The following is an 18,214-nucleotide window of genomic DNA, read 5'->3' as shown; positions in this document are numbered from 1 at the left end:
CTGTAAGGCAATTGCACCGCGTCCGCCGCCCGGTTTCTTTGTCACATATCGCCGAACTCACCGGTCCTCGTTCGGCGGTGCCCGCGACCCTCGCGCCCCGGACAGACGACACCACCCCGAACCGGACGGTTCGGGGTGCTGTGTCGGGTGTGCGCGTGTTACTTCGGGCAGGTGCTCCGCACCAGGATGCCGCCGACGAGAACCCCGGCGAGTGCGATGCCCGCACCGAGTGCCGCCGACGCGAGAACGGTTGTCGTGGAGGTGCCCTCGGGCACCCGCACCCGCGCGGCGGCTGCCGCGGGAACCGGGGCCGCCCCCGCGACGCCGGCGACCGCCGGAACCTCGCCCGGCACCGCCGCGACCTCGGCCACCGGGATGCCGTTGGCGATCACGCCGTCGATGCCCTTGAAGAACACCCCGGCCATCTTCTTCGCGACACCGGTGATCATCCGCTGCCCGACGCCGCCGACCATGCCGCCGACGACGGCGTCCGCGTCGTAGCTGAGCAGGGTGCCGCCGTCGCGTTCCTCCAGCCGCACCGTCACGTCGGCCTTCACGGTGCCGGGAGCGCCGGCCCCCGACGCCGTCATCACGAACGACTGGGGCCGATTCTGCTGCGACAGAATCACTTCGCCGTCATAGGTGCCTTTGATGGACGCGACGCCCGCGGTGATGGACAACTTGTAATGGTTGTCGCTGAGCTGTTCGAGGGACTGCACCCCGGGGATGGTCGCCGCGAGGACCCGTCCGTCCTGCAGATTGTCGTACACGGCCTCCGGTGGGGCCGTCAGTAGGGCGGTGCCGGCGATTCTCATTCGTTCTCCTTGCTCTGTGACGACGCGTGCGCGAGGCGAAGCTCGAACAACTCGGAAGGGGATATCGGCATGGACGTGATCGGGAAGCCTTCCGCGTCCTCGATCGCTGCCGCGATGACGGCGGACGTCGGAATGACGCCCGCTTCGCCGGCGCCCTTCATCCCGAGGGGATTGAGGCCGGACGGGGTGACGGTGTGGTCCATCTCGAGCGAGTCGGGCATCTCGGTGACGAACGGCATCAGGAAATCCATGTACGACGCGTTGAGCATCTGGCCGTGCTCGTCGTAGACGATCCTCTCGTACAGCGCGCCGCCGACACCCTGCGCGACGGCACCCATGACCTGGCCTTCGACGATCCGCGGGTTGATGACGTTGCCGCAGTCGTGGATCACGGCATACCGGCGCACGTGGATCTCGGCCGTCAGCGGATCGGTTTCGACGATCGCCGCGTGTACACCGGACGCGAACGTCGACGTCGGCGGCGAGTAGTACCCGGTGGCCTCGAGCCCGGGTTGTTCACCCTCCCGGACCGGCGGAATCGTCATGTCCGCGTCGGCTTTCGCGAATCCGGTGGCCTGCCGTGACGCGTCGTCGAACGCGTAGCGCAGCGGGTTCGACAGCACGGCGACCACCCCCAGCGAGATGGACGTGCCCTCGGCGCCGGGCAGCGTGCCGATCTTGCACACGTGCCCCCCGCGCAGTTCCAGTTCGGCGGGGTCGAGGTTCAGCGCCTCGCCGGCGATCGTGCGGGCCTTCTCCGCCACCATCTGCGCCGCTACGTGGAACGCCGATCCGGACATCACGGCGCCGCGGGACGCGAACGTGCCGACGGCATAACCGAATCGGCGGGTGTCGCCGGTGACGATCTCCACGTCGGTGACCGGCACGCCGAGGTCGTCCGCGACGATCTGCGCGAACGCCGTCTGGTGGCCCTGCCCCTGGGTGGTCAGACCCGTTGCGGCCTTGACCTTCCCGGACGTCTCGACGAGGACGTGGGCGCCCTCGTACGGGCCCGGCCCGGTGCCCTCCACGTAGGCGCCGATCCCGATGCCCACGGCCCGGCCTTCCGCCTTCGCCTGCTTCTTGTACTCGGCGAACCCGTCCCAGTCGATGAGCTTCTTCAGTTTGTCGATACCCGCCTGGTAGTTGCCGGTGTCGTAGATCAGCGGGCGGCCGTCCTGGAACGTGAGGTGGAAGTCGTACGGCATCTCCTCGGGCCGGATGAAGTTGTGTTCGCGGACCTCGATGACGTCCTTGCCGAGATATTTGGCGATCGCGTCCATCGCCCGTTCCATCGCGAACACGGCCTGCGGGCGGCCGGCGCCGCGGTAGGGCGTGACGATGACCGTGTTCGTGTACAGCGAGTACGCGTCCACCCGGAACGATTTCGGCTTGTACGGTCCGAGCACCTGCGTCGACGTGTTGAGCATGACGATGATGCCGTACGGCAGGTACGCGCCGTTGTCGTGCCAGAACGTGAAGTCGAACGCGAGGAGGGTGCCGTCGTCGTCGAATCCGACCGTCACCTCCTGGATCTGGCCGCGCTCGTGCGCGCTGGACACGAAGTGCTCGCGCCGGTCCTCGACCCATTTGACCTCGCTCGAGATGCCCGCCGTCCCGAGCCGTCGCGCGGCCCAGGTGACCATGACCTCTTCCGGCCACGGGTGGACGATCTTGACGCCGAAGCCACCACCGACGTCGGGTGCGATGCAGTGGACCTTGTTGTGCGCCATCTTCAGTCGTGCCGCGATCGCCGCGCGGGCCGACGTGGACGTCTGTGTGGACGTCCAGAACGTGAGCGCCTGCTCGTCGGTGTCCCAGCGCGCGTAGACGCCCTTGCCCTCCATCGGCATCGACGCCGACCGCTCGATCTCGAGGTTCAGGGTCAGCCGGTGCGGTGCGTTCGCCAGTTCCGCGTCCACGTCGCCGAATCCGTGCTGCAGGTGCGCCGCGACGTTGTCGGGGACGTCCGCGTGCACCGCGTTGTCCGCCTGCCGCGCCACGTCGATGCCCACGACCGGTGGGAGCATCTCGTACGTGACGTCGATCTTGGCGCACGCGTCCTCGGCGATGTATCGGTTGTCGGCGACCACCATCGCGATCGCCTCGCCGACATGGTTCACCTCGTCCTTGGCGAGCGGATACCCGTTGCGCGGGGCGGTGATCGCCGGATGCGGGATCAGGAGGGGAAGATTCTCGGCCATCTCCGGGGAGTCGTCCGCGAGGTCGTCGTACGTGTAGATCGCGTGCACGCCGGGCATATCCAGCGCCGCATCGACGTCGATGCCGGTGATGCGGGCGTGCGCGTGCGGCGACCGGACGAAGGCGGCGATGAGCGCGTTGTGCCCGAGGTCGTCGAGGTACCGGCCGTTGCCGGAGAGGAGTCGCGCATCCTCCGTGCGGGGAATCGGCTTGCCGAACAGCTTCTCGGATTCTACGGTCTCCGAACCGCTTTCCTTCGTGCGCGCCGGATTCGTGCGGGGTTTCGTGACGCTCATGCTCGCCCTGCCCTTCCGCCGACGGGGTTGGTGGTGCCCCGGACCTTCGGATCGAGAGAGGCGCGTGCCGTCTCGTCGTCCTTGCCGAGCGGGAATTCGCCCGAACGCTCGCGCTTGATCTCCGCGGCGCGTAGCACGGCCGCCCGGATGTTCTGGTAGCCGGTGCATCGGCAGAGGTTGCCGGCGATCGCGTCGGTGGCCTCCTCGCGGGTGGGCGAATCGTTCTCCTCGAGGAACGCCGCGATGGTGGTGACGAAACCGGGAGTGCAGAAGCCGCACTGCAGGCCGTGACAGTCGATGAACGCCTGCTGCACCGGATGCAGGGTGCCGTCGGGTTCGACGAGTCCCTCGACCGTGGTGACCGCCCGGCCCTCGAGGCTCGCCGCGAGGACGAGGCAGGAGCGCACCGGCTTGCCGTCGAGCAGGACGGTGCAGGCGCCGCAGACTCCGTGCTCGCAGCCCACGTGTGTTCCGGTCTGGCGCAGATGGTGCCGGATCGCGTCGGACGCGAGGGTCCGCGACGGCAGCAGCACCGTCTGCGTCACCGCGTTGAGCGTGAACGTCACCGCGACGTGCTGCTCGCCGGTATCTTCCTGCAGTTCGGCGAGTTGCTCGTCGATGCTGCGCGTTGCCTTTCCCATGGTTACCTTCCTCCCGCCGACACGTGCACGGCGGCACCGTCGAGCACTGCATCCTGCGCGGCCGCGAACCCGACCCGTGCCGTCAGGGCGGCGACCAGTTGCGACCGGTACCGCGCCGTGGCGTGGATGTCGGGTTCGGTGTCGATCCGCTCCCGCGCGAACTCGGACAGATTCCGCCACAACGGGTCTCGATCGTCGGTCGCGGACGCACCCCGCAGTACGTCTGTGTAGTCCACGACCTCACCGAGTTCGCCGGCCGACACATACGTCATCCGGGCCTCCGAAACCGCACCGCGTTCGACCCGCACCTGCGCCGCGACCCCGACGAGCGCGTAGTCGCCGTGTCTGCGGGCGACCTCGTCGATCGCCGTCCCGACACCGGGCTCGGCGGCCGGGACGGTGACGCTCGTCGCGATCTCGTCCGCCTCCAGCGTGCTTTCGAGTGGGCCCGCGAACAGGTCGGTCGACCGGATCTCCCGGACCCCGCGAACCGAACGCACGGTGATCGAACCACCGAGCAGCGCGAGCACCGCCGGCATCTCCGCGGACGGGTCGGCGTGGACGATCGAGCCGACCGTCGTGCCGCGGTTGCGGATGGTCGGGTGTGCGACGAGACGCAGTCCGCGGCCGAGCAGCGGCTGCACCTGGGCGGCACCGCGGTCGGCCTCGAGCACCGAGTGGGTGGTCAGTGCGTCGAACGTGACACCGAGCTCGCGTGACGACGACACCGCGTCCAGCCGGGGGATGGATCCGATGTCGACGAGGTGCGCCGGCGCGGCCAGCCGCATGGAGAGCAACGGGATCAGCGACTGCCCGCCCGCGAGCACCTTTCCCTCGTGAGCCACGTCCGCGAGGATCTGACAGGCCTCGTCGATCGACCGAGGTCGGTGATAAGTCAGTGGCGACGGTTTCATTCCTCAGATCCTGCCCGTATCGTACGCTCGACGTTTCGTGAACTAGTGACAAAACTCACGTGCCTGCGATGGCAGATCACGTGAGCTGACCGACCCGATCCGGGGCCGTTCCGTCGTCCGCGGTCGGCTTCGGGTGGTGACGGCCGGTGCCGACGTCGTCAGCATCCTTGGGGGCGATGACGCGGCACAGGTGGTACATCCCGATCACCACGATCGTGCCGAGTGCGATGCCGCTGAGGGAGAAGCTGTCCGTGAACGTCAGCTCGGTGTCACCGATCGCGATGATGAGGCCGGCCGCGATGGGCATCAGGTTGAGCGGGTTGCCGAAGTCGACACCGTTCTCTTTCCAGATCTTCGCGCCGAGCAGGCCGATGATCCCGTAGAGCACCACCGTGATTCCGCCGAGCACACCGCCGGGGGTCGCCGAGATGACGGCACCGAACTTGGGGGAGAAGCCCAGCAGCATCGCGATGACGCCTGCCGCGGCGTACGCGGCCGTCGAGTACACCTTCGTCGCGGCCATGACGCCGATGTTCTCGGCGTACGTGGTCGTCGGGGATCCGCCGACGCTGGTCGCGATGGTGGTGGCCAGGCCGTCGCCGATCAGGGCGCGTCCCATCATCGGGTCGAGGTCGGTCTTGGTGATCTCGGCGACGGCCTTGACGTGTCCGGCGTTCTCCGCGATCAGGGCGATCACACCGGGCAGTACCAGGACGATGAATGTGAGACTGAACGACGGCGCGTGGATGCCCACGATGCCGTTCGCCTCGTCGGAGAACGGCGGCAGCCCGATCCACGACGCCGAGGAGACGCCGTCCCAGTTGACGCGGAAGTGTTCGGTGACTGCGCCGGCGACCGGGTCGTACGACGTGATCATGCCGGTCGTCAGGTCGAGCACCCACGACAGCACGTATCCGAAGAGCAGCGTCAGGAAGATCGCGACCCGCCCGAGGAATCCGCGCAGCGCGACGCTCGCCACCACCAGCACGACCATCACCGTCAACGCGACCCACTGGTCCTGGGGCCAGTACGTTCCGGCCACCACCGGGGCCAGGTTGAACCCGATCAGCATGACGACGGCGCCGGTGACCACCGGCGGGAGGATCTTGAACACCACCCCGCCGCCGAGGAAGTGGATCAGCACGCCGATGCCGGCGAGCACGAGGCCGGATACCAGGATCGCCCCCGTCACCTGCGCCGACGTGCCGCCCTGGGCGCGGATGGCGGCGATGCCGCCGACGAATGCGGCCGACGTCCCCAGGTAGCTGGGAATCCGGCCCTTGACGACCAGGAGGAAGAACAGGGTGCAGAACCCCGACATCATCACGGCCAGTTGAGGATTGAGACCCATGATGATCGGGAAGACGAACGTGGCCCCGAACATCGAGACCACGTGCTGCCCGCCGAGTCCGATCGTGCGACCCCAGCTCAGGCGTTCGCCCGGGGCGACGACCTCCCCGGGCGCGATGGTCTTGCCATCTCCGTGCAGTGTCCAGATAGGCATAGGAGGACCTTTCAGACAGGTGACGGTGCTGGAGTGCCGGCGGCCAGCTTCGATGATGTGCCGCATGTCACAGTTGCACCTCGATAGGAGGGAAACGTTATTACAGCGTCAGCCACCCGGCGTGAGAAGAATCTGCCAGCGCGTGCCCGGCGAAATTGGCAACTTTAGGAATTGATGCCGCGCATCGCCATGATCTTGAGGGCGAGAGACAGATCGAGGCGCAGTTCGGGGTGATCGGTGAACGACCCGAGCATCTTCTCCAGCTTCACCACCCGGTATCGCAGGGTGTTGTAGTGAAAATGCAGTTGACGTGCGGTTTCGGCGATGTTGATGTTGGTGGCGAGCAGCACCTCCAGAGTGCGCCGCATGTCCTGCGCCTCGGATGTGTCCGCCGTCAGCTCACGCAGGGTCTCCTGCGCGAACGACTCGAGTTCGCGGTCGTCCTCGACGAGGCTCAGCAGCCGGTAGACGCCGAGGTCGTCGAAATGTGTCACCGCCCAGGCGCCGGTGATCTGCCGTCCCACCTTCAGCGCGGTCCGGGCCTGACCGTAGAGGGCGGGGATGCCGTCCACGGAGTCCGTCGGCCGGGACACGCCCACCCCGAACGCCCGGCGACCACCGCCGCCGGCGCCGCGCACGTACGCGACGAGTTCGTGGACGAGGTTCATCGTGTCGGTGCCGACACCCATGAGGATCACCGTCTCCGTCGCCAGCGCGGTGACGGCGGCACCCGTGTCACGGCCCGCGACGGCACTCGTGAATGCCCGCGCCTGTCGCTCGACGAGCGGCATCCGGGTGGGCATCGACGGCTCGTCCTCACCGACCGGATCGGGTTCGATCACCACGACGACCACCGGACGGTCCAGGTCCCAGCCGAACGTCTTGGCGTGCGCGACGACGTGCTCGTGTTCGCCGCCGCGGCCGAGCAGCAGGTCCCGCACGAAGTTCGCGCGGTGCTTCTCCTCCACCGAGGACACGACGAGTTCACGGGCGACGACCAGGGCGCACACCGCCGCCGCCTGCTCGACGAGATACAGGTCTTCGCTGCGCAGCGGGTGCCCGGTGCTGAACTGCACCAGCCGCCCGTGATCGATGCCGTTGGCCGAAATCGCCGACACCGCGATGAACTCGTCGCCCAACCGGTGCAGGCCGAGCCCGCCCTCCGTCGAATCGGTCCGGACCCGGCCGGTGGAGTCGAGCGCCGCACTCGACGCCAGCCGGTTCAGCTCGGACTCGTCCCCGGCCCGGCACAGCTGACGTCCGTCGGGTGTCGTGATCAGTACGGCCCCGCCCAGTTCACCGTGGACGGCGACGGACAGTTCGGCAAACCCGCCGCCGGCCATCACGACGTCCACGAGCACTCTGCGCAACCGGTCTGCCTCGAACACGGCGTCGACCTGCCGGGCCGACAACTCCGCGAGGTCACCGGACAGCGGGTGTGCCTGCGAGTACAGATCGGAAACCACGACGACGGGAAACCCGAGTTCGTCGGCCGCATCGGACATCTCGGCCGGCAGCGTGGCGCTGGGGTCGTCGAGTCGGACGGCGAGCCCGGCGACGCCTCGCCTGTCGAGCCGGGCGAGAAACGCGTCGATCGGCTCGACCAGCCGGCCGAGAACCGCGGACGTGGTGATCAGCAACTGTCCGGTCCGGAGCCACGGTCCGATGTCGGGCACCGCCATCACGGCGACGTTCGACACCTCACGCGAGGTGCCGGTCGCGCCGGCGACCAGGGTCGGGGAGACGAGGAGATCGGACACCAGCACGTCGGCGAACGATTGCGGCGCAACGCCCGGACCAGGCCCGTCGCCGGTGTCGGCGGCTGCGCGGAACCCGGGAGCGGAACTACCGACATCCCTCGTCGTCACTGCAACACCCTGCTCACCTGATACGACACTCGCCCCGGACGGCGCGAAAGTGTGACCTTAAGTCGCGACCCGAATACCCGTCAAACGGTGGTCACGCGGTGCACTCGAGCGGCCGGCCGGTCCCGGCCGGCGCATCACGGTGAATCGGACCGCTCAGCTGCTGGAGTTCGAGCCCCGACGTGCCCCGGGTCGTCTTCATCATCTCGGCGAGGATCGACACCGCGGTCTCCTCGGGAGTGCGGGCACCCAGGTCGAGGCCGATCGGGGAATGCAGCCGCGCCAGCTCCGCCGCGGTCGTCCCCTGTTCCCGCAGCAGCGTGACCCGGCGATCGTGCGTGGCCCGGCTGCCCATCGCGCCGATGTACGCGGCGTCCGATCGCAGGGCGAGCCCCAGCAGCGGGATATCGAATTTCTCGTCGTGGGTGAGCACCGCGAGGACCGTCCGGTGGTCGACCGGCGCGGTCTCGAGGAACCGGTGCGGCCACATCACGACGACGTCGTCGGCGTCCGGGAACCGCGCACGCGTCGCGAACACGGCGCGGGCGTCGATCACCGTGACGTGGTAGCCGGCGAACGCGCCCAGCGAGCACATGGCCGCGGCGAAGTCGATGGCCCCGAAGATGTACATCCGCGGTGGGGGCGCGAAGATCTCGACCATGCACACCGTCTCGGACTGCAGCTGATAGACGACCGACTCACCGGCGTCGAGGCGACGGCGGACATTCTCGACATCGGTCTCGGGCAGGTCGAGGTCGCCCGCGAGTGCGTCCCCGGTGATCACGCTGCGCCGGGTCCGTGATCCGTCGCCGGTCTCCGTCACGACGGCGATCGACTCACCGCCACAGATCCTTCGCGCCACGTCCGCGAAGTCCGGGAAGTCGCTGCTCCCGATGCGCTGAACGAACACCTCGATGGTGCCGCCGCACGTCAGACCGACACCGATCGCGTCGTCGTCCGCCACGCAGAACACTTCCGTCCGGCTGCGCCCGTCGGCCAGCACGTCCCGCGCCGTCTCGTACAGCGCGCTCTCGACACACCCACCGGACACACTTCCGAGCACCTCACCGGATTCCGACACGGCCATCGCCGCGCCCGGTGCCCGCGGAGACGACTTCCAGGTGCGCACCACCGTGGCGAGGACGAAATTCTCGCCGCGATCGAACCACGCTTCCAAGCCCGTCAGGATGTCGCGCATCGTCTCGTACTCCTCGGGTGATTCGTCGGGAACCTCACGCTAACCGGCGGCGACCGGCCGTCGGCGCACACAATGCGCCGAAATCCCCAGCGGCCGCTTGTGCATTCTCGCCATCGCTATCGATCGACGACTCCGCAATTCTCGGACGGTCCCCCTTCCTTCACAGAGAACCGAGGATCCACCATGAATCAGTTGCTCAGCGGGATCCGGGTCCTCGACCTCACGCGGGCCCTCGCCGGTCCGCTGTGCACGGCACTGCTGTCGGATTTCGGCGCCGACATCATCAAGGTCGAGACCCGTTCCGGTGGCGACAGTTCCCGGCAGTGGCCGCCGTTCGACGGCAGCGACAGCCTGTACTTCGCCTCCGTCAACCGCGGCAAACGCTCCGTCGCACTCGACATGCGTAGCGAGCAGGGTCGGAAACTGCTGCGCCGCATGGCCGTCGACGTGGACGTCATCGTGGAGAACTTCCGTCCCGGGGTCCTCGCGGAAATGGGACTCGACCAGCAGTCGCTCGCCCAGGACAATCCCGGAGTGATCGTCATGAGTGTCAGCGGCTTCGGCCCGACCGGACCCGAGCAGTTCTCGCCGGGACTCGATCAGGTGGCGCAGGGCATGTCGGGACTGATGTCGGTGACCGGGGCCGGCGACCACACCCCGATGCGCGTCGGCATTCCGATCATCGACACCGTGTCCGGTATCTATGCGGCACTGGGCATCACGGCCGCGCTCGTGGCCCGCGGACGCGATGGCGTCGGTCATCACGTGCAGACGTCCCTGCTCGAGTCGGCCCTGTCGATCATGTCGTTCCAGGCGCAGGACTACCTGAGCACCGGACGCGTCGCGGAGCCGAACGGAAACACACACCCCACGATCACCCCGTACGGGACGTTCGACACGGCCGATTTCCCCATCATCATCGCGACCGGCTCGGACCGGCACTGGGTGTCGCTGTGCCAGGTTCTCGGGGATCCCGAACTCGCCGACCGGCCCGAATACCGCACCGGCCAATCACGACTCGCACACCGCGATCGGCTCACCAAGGAACTTCTCGAACTGCTGTCGGTGCGGCCGGCCGCCGAATGGGTGACATCGATTCGCGCGGCGGGCATCCCGTGCGGTCCCGTCCACACGATCGACCAGGCCTTCGCCGACCCCCAGGTGCAAGCGCTGAAGATGGTACAGCCGGTAACCACGCCGGACGGCGGGGAAGTGCCGCTGGTCCGGGGTCCGTTCTGGGTGGACGCCGAGACCCTGCCGATCCGGAATGCGCCGCCGATGGTGCTGGGGCAGGACACGGCCGAGGTGCTCGGTGAATTCGGGCTGAGCGACGAAGACATCGAGGGCCTCCGACGCGACCGCGTGATCTGACACCCGTGTCGGCCGCGGTCGCCTCACAACCGGGCGGCCACGGCCAACGCCACGTGCTCGCACCACGGGCGCGCGACGACCTGCACGCCGATCGGCAACCCGGACCGGGTGCTTCCCACCGGAACGACGACGGACGGCAGACCCGTCACGCTGATCGCGCGGCAACTCGCCAGTGCCTGAGACCACGTGAGCGACTGCCCACCGACATCGAACAGTTCGTCGCCGAGCGGCGGCGCCGGGATCGAGGCGACGGGAAGGACGAGGACGTCGCCCATCTCGCCGAGCAATCGGTGCACGAGTTCCGCTCGCTGCGCCCACAGCCGCTCGACCAGGCGCCGGTCCACGTCCCGCGCGGCGGCGAGCATCGTGGCGATGTTCGTTCCGAAGTCGGTGCCGAGTTCGATGATGTCGGTGTGGGTTTCGACCGCGCGCAACGTCCCGAAGAGGTCGTTCCCCTCCGACAGGGCCGCCCCCCGGTACGGTCGGGCGCCGAGCCTGCCGGCGGCGCCGGCGACGGCCGCGACAATCTCCGTGTCCACCGGGACGGTCCCGTCGCCGGGCGCCCACGTCACGTCGAGACGCGAGAGGTCCACCGAAGCCGGGTCCGTCCAGTGATACTGCCGGGACGAGAGCACCCGCAGCACGAGCGCCGCGTCGTCCAGGGTCCGCGCCATCGGACCGATCGTCTGCAGCGTGCCGTGCATGGTCGCCGGATTGGTCAGCACGTGATCGCCCGACGGGACGCCGGGATACTGTCCGTCGGGGTCCACCCGGCCGATCGTCGGGCGCACGGAGCGCAGTCCCGTGCAGTGCGCGGGCCAGCGGACCGAGCCGCCGAAGTCGGTGCCGAGACCGACCACACTCATCCCGGACGCGACGGCCGCCGCCTCGCCGCCGCTCGAACCGCCGGGGGAGCGGGCGACACCGTCGGGCCGGAGCGGGTTCACGGTGTACCCGAACAGGTCGTTGTGGGTGAGCCCGCTGGCCCCGAACTCCGGGGTGTTCGTCTTCCCGACGAGAATCGCGCCGGCCGCCCTCATCGCGGTCACCGCGGGCGCGTCGACAGAAGGCACATTGTGCTCGAGCGCGCGCGATCCCGCCGTCGTCCGGACACCCGCGGTCGCGATCAGGTCCTTCACCGTGAACGGGACCCCGGCCAGCGGACCGACGTCCTCCCCTCGGCCGATCCGGGTGTCGAGGTCGTCGGCAGCCCGGATCGCCTGATCCTCGGCGACGGTGACGACGGCGTTCAGCCCCGGGTTCCGGGCCTTGATGTGCGCCAGGTGGTCGTCGAGCACCTGGCTCGCGGACACCTCCCGGTTCGTCACCGCGCGGGCGATCGTCTGCGCGTCCGAACCGACCCAGCTGCCGTCGTTACCCCACACATGTCCTCCTCGGCTCGTGCTCAGGGTCGACGCTAGACATCCCCACACCCGCCGCACACGGCCAGTGTGCACAGGAAACCGTCGCCCGAGCTGTGAAGAGTTGATACTTCGCCGCGCTACGGGCTCTGGGAGGATCGGGTGATGCTCTCGCCCTGGGTTCGCCTCGCCGCCGCGCTGTTCGCGGTCAGCTGGGGTGCCAACCAGTTCGCCCCGATGCAGCTCGTCTACCGCGAACATCTCGGTCTCGGAAACGGCTCGTTCACCGCGATGCTCGCGTCGTACGTCGTCGGGCTGGTGCCCGCCCTGCTGTACTTCGGGCGCGTGTCCGACCGGTTCGGCCGGCGCGCGGTGATCCTGCCCATGATCCCCGTCGGCATCGTCTCCTCCCTCGTGCTGATCGCCGGCGCCGCCGTCCCCGACCTGCTCTACCTGGGGCGGGTGCTGGCCGGACTCGCCTCCGGCATGACGTTCGGCGCCGGAACCGCCTGGATGAAGGAACTCAGCTCCACCGCGCCGTCCGGGGCGGGTGCGCGCCGCGCCGCCGTGTCGTTGTCCGCGGGATTCGGCTGCGGGGCCCTGTTCGCCGGCGTGATCGCGCAGTGGCTCCCCGCCCCCGAACTGCTCCCGTACCTGGTGCACATCGCGTTGATGCTCGGTGCCCTTGCGCTGGTGTGGGCGGTTCCCGACGTGCGGGTCCGGGCGACCGACCTCACCGCGAAACCCCTGTCGGTGCTGGCGACGCCTCAGTTCCGGTGGGGCATCGCACCCTGGGCGCCATGGGTGTTCGGTGTGGCGACCGTGTCGTTCGCAACCCTTCCACCGCTCGTCTCCGAGTCGCTGCGCTCCACGTCGGTGGCGTTCACCGGACTCGTGGCGGCGCTGACCCTGATCACCGGGGCGGTGATCCAGCCGTGGGCCACACGGTGGTCGCAGCGGGGAGACGCCGCCGCCGGGATCCGGGTCGGCATCATCCTCGGAGTGCTGGGCTTCGGCGCCGCGACCGTGGTCGCATACACGGACGGTGCGCTGTCCGTCGCCGCGATCGTCGTCGCGGCCTTCCTCCTCGGATCCTGCTACGGCATCCTGCTCGGTTCCGGTCTCGCGTCGGTCGAAAAACTGGCATCGGCAGACGAACTCGCACAGACCGTGGCGGTGTTCTACTGCCTGATCTACGTCGGCTTCGCCGTCCCGTTCGTCATGTCACTTCTCGCCCCGCACCTCGGTTACGCCACCTGCTTCGTGGGGGCGGCACTGCTGATGCTGCTGTCCGTGGCAGTGGGCCGGAAGGTGAAGGACCGGCACCTCACCCACACGTGAGTGGCGAAGCGTGCCCGGGCACGCTTCGCCACTCACCTAGGGAGGGTCCTACCGTTCGGCCGCGCCGCACTCACCGCACGCGGGCACCAGCGCCTCACTGCGCGGCCGTGCCGCACCGGCGGGCGACCGCACCGGAAGCAGCGGCGGCCACGGCCAGTGCTGCCCGAGGCGGCCCCGCGCGCGCAGGAAGCCGAGACCGAGCACGAGCCCGAAGATCAGGTGCCCGATCAGCGACAGCGTGATCGTCGTCGGCGTGAGCGGAAACATGTCGTGCTGTCCGTGTGGCGACAGGGCGACCGTTCCGATGAGCCCGGCCCACACCGGGAACACCGCGAAGGTGACGAACGCGAGGAGGACGACGCGGCGTGACCGATGCTGGAGGCCGAGCGCGAGGGCGATGAGGAAGAAGGCGATTCCGATGCCGCCGCCGTCGCCGAGGTACCGCCACAGGTAGCCGACGATCGCGCCGGTCCGGGTGTCGGTTCCCGAGTGCAGCCACGTACCCATTTTCGGAATGAAGTCGCCCCACAACCCGAGCAGATACACGGTGTCGAGGCGGAAGACGTCGTAGGCCAGACACGCGAACATCCCCCAGCCGAGGCCGTGGCCGACGATACGGTCGATCGGGTGCGGAGCGAACACGCACAACACGGCGAGGGTGGCGGCGAGCGGAATGATGACCAGCGCACCGGTGGCATTCATCGGCACGACGCCGAACACCTGCGCCGAGATCGCGAGCAGCGGTAGTGAAGCGAGCAGCAGGTACAGGCCTATCCGCGCGAAGGCCCAGTGGTGACGAACCTCTTTGTGGACGGATTCGACGGCGGGCAGGGCCGCGCCCGGCGGATCGTGTTCGTGGACGTCGGGGACGGTGGCACCGAGGATGCGGGGCATGGGGGTTCCTTTCGGTCGAGGGGTTTCTCTCCGAGTGGTCGGTTATCGAGATCCCCAGCGTCCGTCGAGTGCCCGGCATGCGAATAGTCCCCCGAGGGGTGGTGATAGCCACCCCTGCACGCACCGTGTGCGCCCCGTCAGTAGGCGCGCCCGAAGATCACCCGCTTGCCGTACGCCGACGCCGCGCCACATCGCACGCACACACCGGTCTCCGGTTCGCCGCCGAGCGGAACGCATCGCGGGGTGGCAGCGGTGAGGGACTTGATCTCCTCCTCGCACGCGGCGATCCCGCAGTGCAGTGCCAGTGCCCATCCGGTCGAGACCGCCTCCGCGAAATCCTCCCAGTTGTCGACGGTTCGGGTGTGGTCGTCGCGGAACGCGGTGGCCCGAGCGAGCAGGAAGGCCTGAAAGTCGTCCAGGACCCCCGGCATGGTCTCGGGCAGGGAGTCGATCGGCACGGCCTGCTTGCCGTCGTCGCCGAGTCGTTTCACCATCATCACGGTGCCGGCCTCCAGATCTCGCGGGCCGAACTCGAGCCGGACCGGGACGCCGCGCAACTCCCACTCGTTGTATTTGAACCCCGGGGTGAGCTGGGGGCGGGCATCGACAAGGGTCCGCACCCCTGCCGACCGCAGGCGGCGGGCCAGCTCGTCGGCCGCTTCCTCGACCGCGACGTTGCCGCCGCGGGTGATCGGCACGATCACCACCTGATACGGCGCCAACCACGGCGGCAACACCAGGCCCTTGTCGTCGCCGTGAGTCATCACGATGCCGCCGATCATCCGGGTACTCATTCCCCAGGACGTCGTGTAACACAGTTCCTCTCGACCCGCCTCGCTCGTGAAGCGGATGTCGAACGCCGACGCGAACTTGGTGCCCATGTAATGCGAGGTGCCGGACTGCAGCGCACGGCCGTCACGCATCATGCCCTCGATCGTGTAGGTCGCCACCGCACCGGCGAACCGTTCACCGGGCGTCTTCTCACCCGGAACGACGGGGATCGCGGCCAACTCACGCGCCACCTCGTGATAGATGTCGAGCGCCAGCATCGTCTCACGGCGGGCCGCCGCCTCGTCGACGTGCGCGGTGTGGCCCTCCTGCCACAGAAATTCTGTGGTGCGCAGAAACATTCGCGGACGCAGCTCCCACCGCACCACATTCGCCCACTGGTTCAACAGCAGCGGCAGGTCGCGGTGCGAGCTGATCCACTTGGCCATCATCTCGCCGATGATCGTCTCCGACGTCGGCCGCACCACCAACGGTTCTTCGAGCTCCTTCCCGCCGGCATGGGTGACCACCGCCAGTTCCGGGGAAAACCCTTCGACGTGTTCGGCCTCCCGGCCTAGGTAACTTTCCGGAATCAACAACGGGAAGTATGCATTCTCGTGACCGGCATCCTTGATGCGACGGTCGAGCTCGGACTGCAACAGCTCCCACAGCCGGTACCCATACGGTCGGATCACCATGGTGCCCTTGGCCGGACCTCGGTCCACGAGGCCCGCCTTGAAGACCACCTCGTTATACCAGGCGGCGAAGTCCTCACTCTGGGCTGTCACGCCACGCTCATCCCGTGCCATGCCCACACAGACTACTCGGGAGGATCAGCCGTCCGCAGCTGTCGAATTACGAGTTCGGGTGCAGACTGTCCGAGATCGCCCTCGCCGCACCGGCGAGGACAGAAAAGGGAGGCCAGATGACCGCAGCGCATGCCGTCTCGATCGCGGTGACCTTCACCTGACTGGGAATGGTGCTCGCGATCTCGTTCCTCGAGGCGCCGCTGAAGTTCCGCGCACCCGGGGTGACGGTGCCCCTCGGATTGGGGATAGGCCGGCTCGTGTTCCGTGCACTGAACGTGACCGAGGTGGTCTGGGCGGCACTGCTCGTTGCCGGGCTCCTCATCGACGGGCGACCTACCCGAGTGGTGGTGGCAGGAGCGACGGCCGTCGCGGCGCTCGTGGTCCAACTCGTCGGTGTTCGCCCCCTGCTGACACGTCGATCCGACCGCGTCCTCGCCGGTGAAGACGCCCCCCCGTTCTCACGCGCACCACGTCTATATCGGCCTGGAAACCGGCAAGGTCATTGCGTTGCTGGTGACAGGGATCGTGTTGCTCGGCGTTTGAAGGCGGCGACCTGTGGCGGCAGCCTCCCGATAGCTCCGCGACTCTGCTCGACCGGGGCTGGTCGCGTGCCGCACGTGCTGAGCCCGCGCGTTCGGGATTGCCGTCACCCGTGCTCACTTTGGTTTGTCTTTAATGTCATTCGCGTAGACGACAGTGCGTTGCTGGGACAAGCCGGCACGATCGCGCTGTGCAGTCACCCGGCGACACGATGTTTGCCGGGTAGTGTCCAGGGATGAAACGAACCGATTAGTATGCGCAGTTGATGCGACGGACGTCGGTAGCCAGACTTCGGCTCTCGTCCGGCCGCGCAGGGTTGGTGCGGTCTCGGGTCGAACGAGGGTGGTTCTGGTGGAGTTTCCGATGCTGTCCAAGGGACAGAACTTGTCGCTGCCCGCTGAGGTGGAGCAGATCGATGTGGTGCTGGGGTGGACCGAGTCGGAGGTCGAGGTCGATGCGTCGGCCTTGCTGCTGAACTCCGGCGGCAAGGTGCGCTCCGACGAGGATTTCGTGTTCTACAACCAACCCGAGTCGACGGACGGGTCGATCCGGTTCCTGGGTACGAGCGGCACCGAGGAAGGTGCGCAGGCGAGGATCGCGATCGACCTGTCCGCCGTGCCGGAGGACGTGCACACCGTGGCCTTGGTCGGCAGTGTGGGCGAGGGCAGGTTCGGTGATCTCGGAAAGCTCGCACTGCGTGTCGTCGACGGGGCCGGGTACACGATAGCGGAGTATGTCACCGCCGATGCCACGACCGAGTCGGCGTTCGTGTTCGGTGAGGTGTATCGCCGCAATGCTGAGTGGAAGATCCGGGCGGTCGGGCAGGGCTGGGAGTCCGGACTGGCGGGTTTGGCCACGGACTTCGGCGTCGACATCGACAACGAACCGGAATGCCGAACCCGCCGTGCCGGCGCCGCACGGGTCCGCCGGCGACGCCCCGCAACTGGTGCCCGAACTGCCCACCCCACCCACCGCACCGGCGACACAGACGAAGGCGAGAGGCCGGGGTGTCCGCACCGCCAAGCGGGCGGTGAGAAAGTCGAAGCCGGTCGAATTCACCCTCGCCGAACAGGACACCTGGCAGCCGGCGCGGTTGTTCTCGGTCATCGGCGTCGGGACCGGGGAGGAACAGGAGCGGCGCGCTACCTCGGCGCTGATCGCCACCATGCAGGCGGTGCGCCCCTTCGCACGGGCGGTGTGCGCCCGGATGGGGGCCCCGGTCGGTGTCTTCGAAGGCTATGTCGAGGTGGCGTACGAGCGGGGTGAGACGAAGGTGATCCCCGACGCGGTGCTGAAGGTCTCCCGCGGCACCAGGGTGTGGACCGGCCTGCTCGAGGTCAAGACCGGCAACGGCAAGCTCAAGAAGGAGCAGCTCGAGAACTATCTCGACGTGGCGCGGAAGAAGAAGTACGACGTGGTGGTCAGCCTGTCGAACGACGTCCCCGCCAGTGCCGGGGAGTTGCCGGTGGAGGTCGACCGCCGCAAGCTCGCCAAGGTCGCGCTGCGGCATTTGTCGTGGGCGGAGGTGGCGCACGAGGCACGGATGTTGCTCTCGCACGGCGGTATCGACGATGACCTGCAGGCCTGGATCCTGGCCGAATTCCTGCGCTACCTCGATCACCCCCGCTCCGGGGCGGCCGAGTTCGTCGACATGGGCCGGCACTGGGTGACCGTCCGCGACGCGGTCACCGCCGG

General features: G+C 68.2%; 12 protein-coding genes and 2 pseudogenes. 4 read left to right on the top strand and 10 right to left on the bottom strand.

The window, feature by feature from the left end; all coding sequences use genetic code 11:
• Window positions 1-158: 158 nt before the first annotated feature.
• The 7 genes from AZG88_RS11675 to AZG88_RS11645 form a co-directional block, all read right to left on the bottom strand.
• A complete protein-coding gene (locus AZG88_RS11675) occupies window positions 159-815 on the bottom strand; it encodes an SRPBCC family protein (protein ID WP_061045442.1) in 657 nt (218 codons plus the stop codon).
• Window positions 812-3,313 carry an aerobic carbon-monoxide dehydrogenase large subunit gene (gene cutA / locus AZG88_RS11670; protein ID WP_061697772.1) on the bottom strand — a complete coding sequence of 834 codons (2,502 nt, stop codon included), beginning with the start codon at window positions 3,311-3,313 and terminating at the stop codon, window positions 812-814. Before cutA ends, AZG88_RS11675 begins: the two co-directional genes overlap by 4 nt.
• Window positions 3,310-3,954, bottom strand: coding sequence for a (2Fe-2S)-binding protein (locus AZG88_RS11665; RefSeq protein WP_061045444.1), 645 nt, complete (start codon window positions 3,952-3,954; stop codon window positions 3,310-3,312). The genes cutA and AZG88_RS11665 overlap by 4 nt, the downstream gene beginning before the upstream one ends.
• Window positions 3,955-3,956: 2 nt before the next feature.
• Window positions 3,957-4,868 carry an FAD binding domain-containing protein gene (locus tag AZG88_RS11660; RefSeq protein ID WP_061045445.1) on the bottom strand — a complete coding sequence of 304 codons (912 nt, stop codon included), beginning with the start codon at window positions 4,866-4,868 and terminating at the stop codon, window positions 3,957-3,959.
• Between the two features lie 76 nt (window positions 4,869-4,944).
• Window positions 4,945-6,372, bottom strand: coding sequence for a uracil-xanthine permease family protein (locus tag AZG88_RS11655; protein ID WP_061697774.1), 1,428 nt, complete (start codon window positions 6,370-6,372; stop codon window positions 4,945-4,947).
• 164 nt (window positions 6,373-6,536) lie between these two features.
• Window positions 6,537-8,240, bottom strand: a complete 1,704-nt coding sequence (locus tag AZG88_RS11650) for a PucR family transcriptional regulator (protein ID WP_082764884.1) — start codon at window positions 8,238-8,240, stop codon at window positions 6,537-6,539.
• A 91-nt stretch (window positions 8,241-8,331) separates the two neighbouring features.
• Complete coding sequence (locus AZG88_RS11645; protein ID WP_005249281.1) at window positions 8,332-9,435, bottom strand: XdhC family protein; 1,104 nt, start codon at window positions 9,433-9,435, stop codon at window positions 8,332-8,334.
• Window positions 9,436-9,618: 183 nt separating this feature from the next.
• Here AZG88_RS11645 and AZG88_RS11640 point away from each other — a divergent pair, with 183 nt between their 5' ends.
• Window positions 9,619-10,806 (top strand): CaiB/BaiF CoA transferase family protein, encoded by a 1,188-nt coding sequence (locus AZG88_RS11640; RefSeq protein ID WP_061045446.1) that lies wholly within the window; start codon window positions 9,619-9,621, stop codon window positions 10,804-10,806.
• Window positions 10,807-10,829: 23 nt separating this feature from the next.
• Here the strand turns inward: AZG88_RS11640 and AZG88_RS11635 are convergent, their stop codons facing one another.
• Entirely contained in the window at window positions 10,830-12,191 is a 1,362-nt protein-coding gene (locus AZG88_RS11635; RefSeq protein WP_061045447.1) for an amidase, read from the bottom strand.
• Window positions 12,192-12,332: 141 nt separating this feature from the next.
• Here AZG88_RS11635 and AZG88_RS11630 point away from each other — a divergent pair, with 141 nt between their 5' ends.
• Window positions 12,333-13,508 carry an MFS transporter gene (locus AZG88_RS11630; RefSeq protein ID WP_061045448.1) on the top strand — a complete coding sequence of 392 codons (1,176 nt, stop codon included), beginning with the start codon at window positions 12,333-12,335 and terminating at the stop codon, window positions 13,506-13,508.
• Window positions 13,509-13,556: 48 nt separating this feature from the next.
• On the opposite strand, the gene AZG88_RS11625 is transcribed toward AZG88_RS11630, so the two are convergent.
• Window positions 13,557-14,402, bottom strand: a complete 846-nt coding sequence (locus AZG88_RS11625; protein ID WP_061045449.1) for a hypothetical protein — start codon at window positions 14,400-14,402, stop codon at window positions 13,557-13,559.
• A gap of 137 nt (window positions 14,403-14,539) precedes the next feature.
• Entirely contained in the window at window positions 14,540-15,979 is a 1,440-nt protein-coding gene (proS, locus tag AZG88_RS11620) for a proline--tRNA ligase (RefSeq protein WP_061045450.1), read from the bottom strand.
• 167 nt (window positions 15,980-16,146) lie between these two features.
• On the opposite strand from proS, the pseudogene AZG88_RS53500 reads away from it, so the two are divergent.
• Window positions 16,147-16,522 (top strand): annotated as a pseudogene (locus tag AZG88_RS53500) (hypothetical protein).
• 348 nt (window positions 16,523-16,870) lie between these two features.
• A pseudogene (locus AZG88_RS11610) lies at window positions 16,871-18,214 on the top strand (TerD family protein); the annotation flags it as partial.

Source organism: Rhodococcus sp. LB1, assembly GCF_001583455.1.
Lineage (GTDB): Bacteria > Actinomycetota > Actinomycetes > Mycobacteriales > Mycobacteriaceae > Rhodococcus_F > Rhodococcus_F opacus.
Note: the sequence above shows the minus strand (reverse complement) of the source record. Positions and strands in the feature narration are given on the sequence as shown.

Excerpts from the sequence above, each read along its gene's own strand:
- AZG88_RS11645 (WP_005249281.1), bottom strand. The coding sequence starts at position 9,435 with ATGCGCGACATCCTGACGGGCTTGGAAGCGTGGTTCGATCGCGGCGAG.
- proS (WP_061045450.1), bottom strand. The coding sequence starts at position 15,979 with ATGGCACGGGATGAGCGTGGCGTGACAGCCCAGAGTGAGGACTTCGCC.
- AZG88_RS11640 (WP_061045446.1), top strand. The coding sequence starts at position 9,619 with ATGAATCAGTTGCTCAGCGGGATCCGGGTCCTCGACCTCACGCGGGCC.
- AZG88_RS11655 (WP_061697774.1), bottom strand. The coding sequence starts at position 6,372 with ATGCCTATCTGGACACTGCACGGAGATGGCAAGACCATCGCGCCCGGG.
- AZG88_RS11660 (WP_061045445.1), bottom strand. The coding sequence starts at position 4,868 with ATGAAACCGTCGCCACTGACTTATCACCGACCTCGGTCGATCGACGAG.
- AZG88_RS11625 (WP_061045449.1), bottom strand. The coding sequence starts at position 14,402 with ATGCCCCGCATCCTCGGTGCCACCGTCCCCGACGTCCACGAACACGAT.
- cutA (WP_061697772.1), bottom strand. The coding sequence starts at position 3,313 with ATGAGCGTCACGAAACCCCGCACGAATCCGGCGCGCACGAAGGAAAGC.
- AZG88_RS11630 (WP_061045448.1), top strand. The coding sequence starts at position 12,333 with ATGCTCTCGCCCTGGGTTCGCCTCGCCGCCGCGCTGTTCGCGGTCAGC.
- AZG88_RS11675 (WP_061045442.1), bottom strand. The coding sequence starts at position 815 with ATGAGAATCGCCGGCACCGCCCTACTGACGGCCCCACCGGAGGCCGTG.
- AZG88_RS11665 (WP_061045444.1), bottom strand. The coding sequence starts at position 3,954 with ATGGGAAAGGCAACGCGCAGCATCGACGAGCAACTCGCCGAACTGCAG.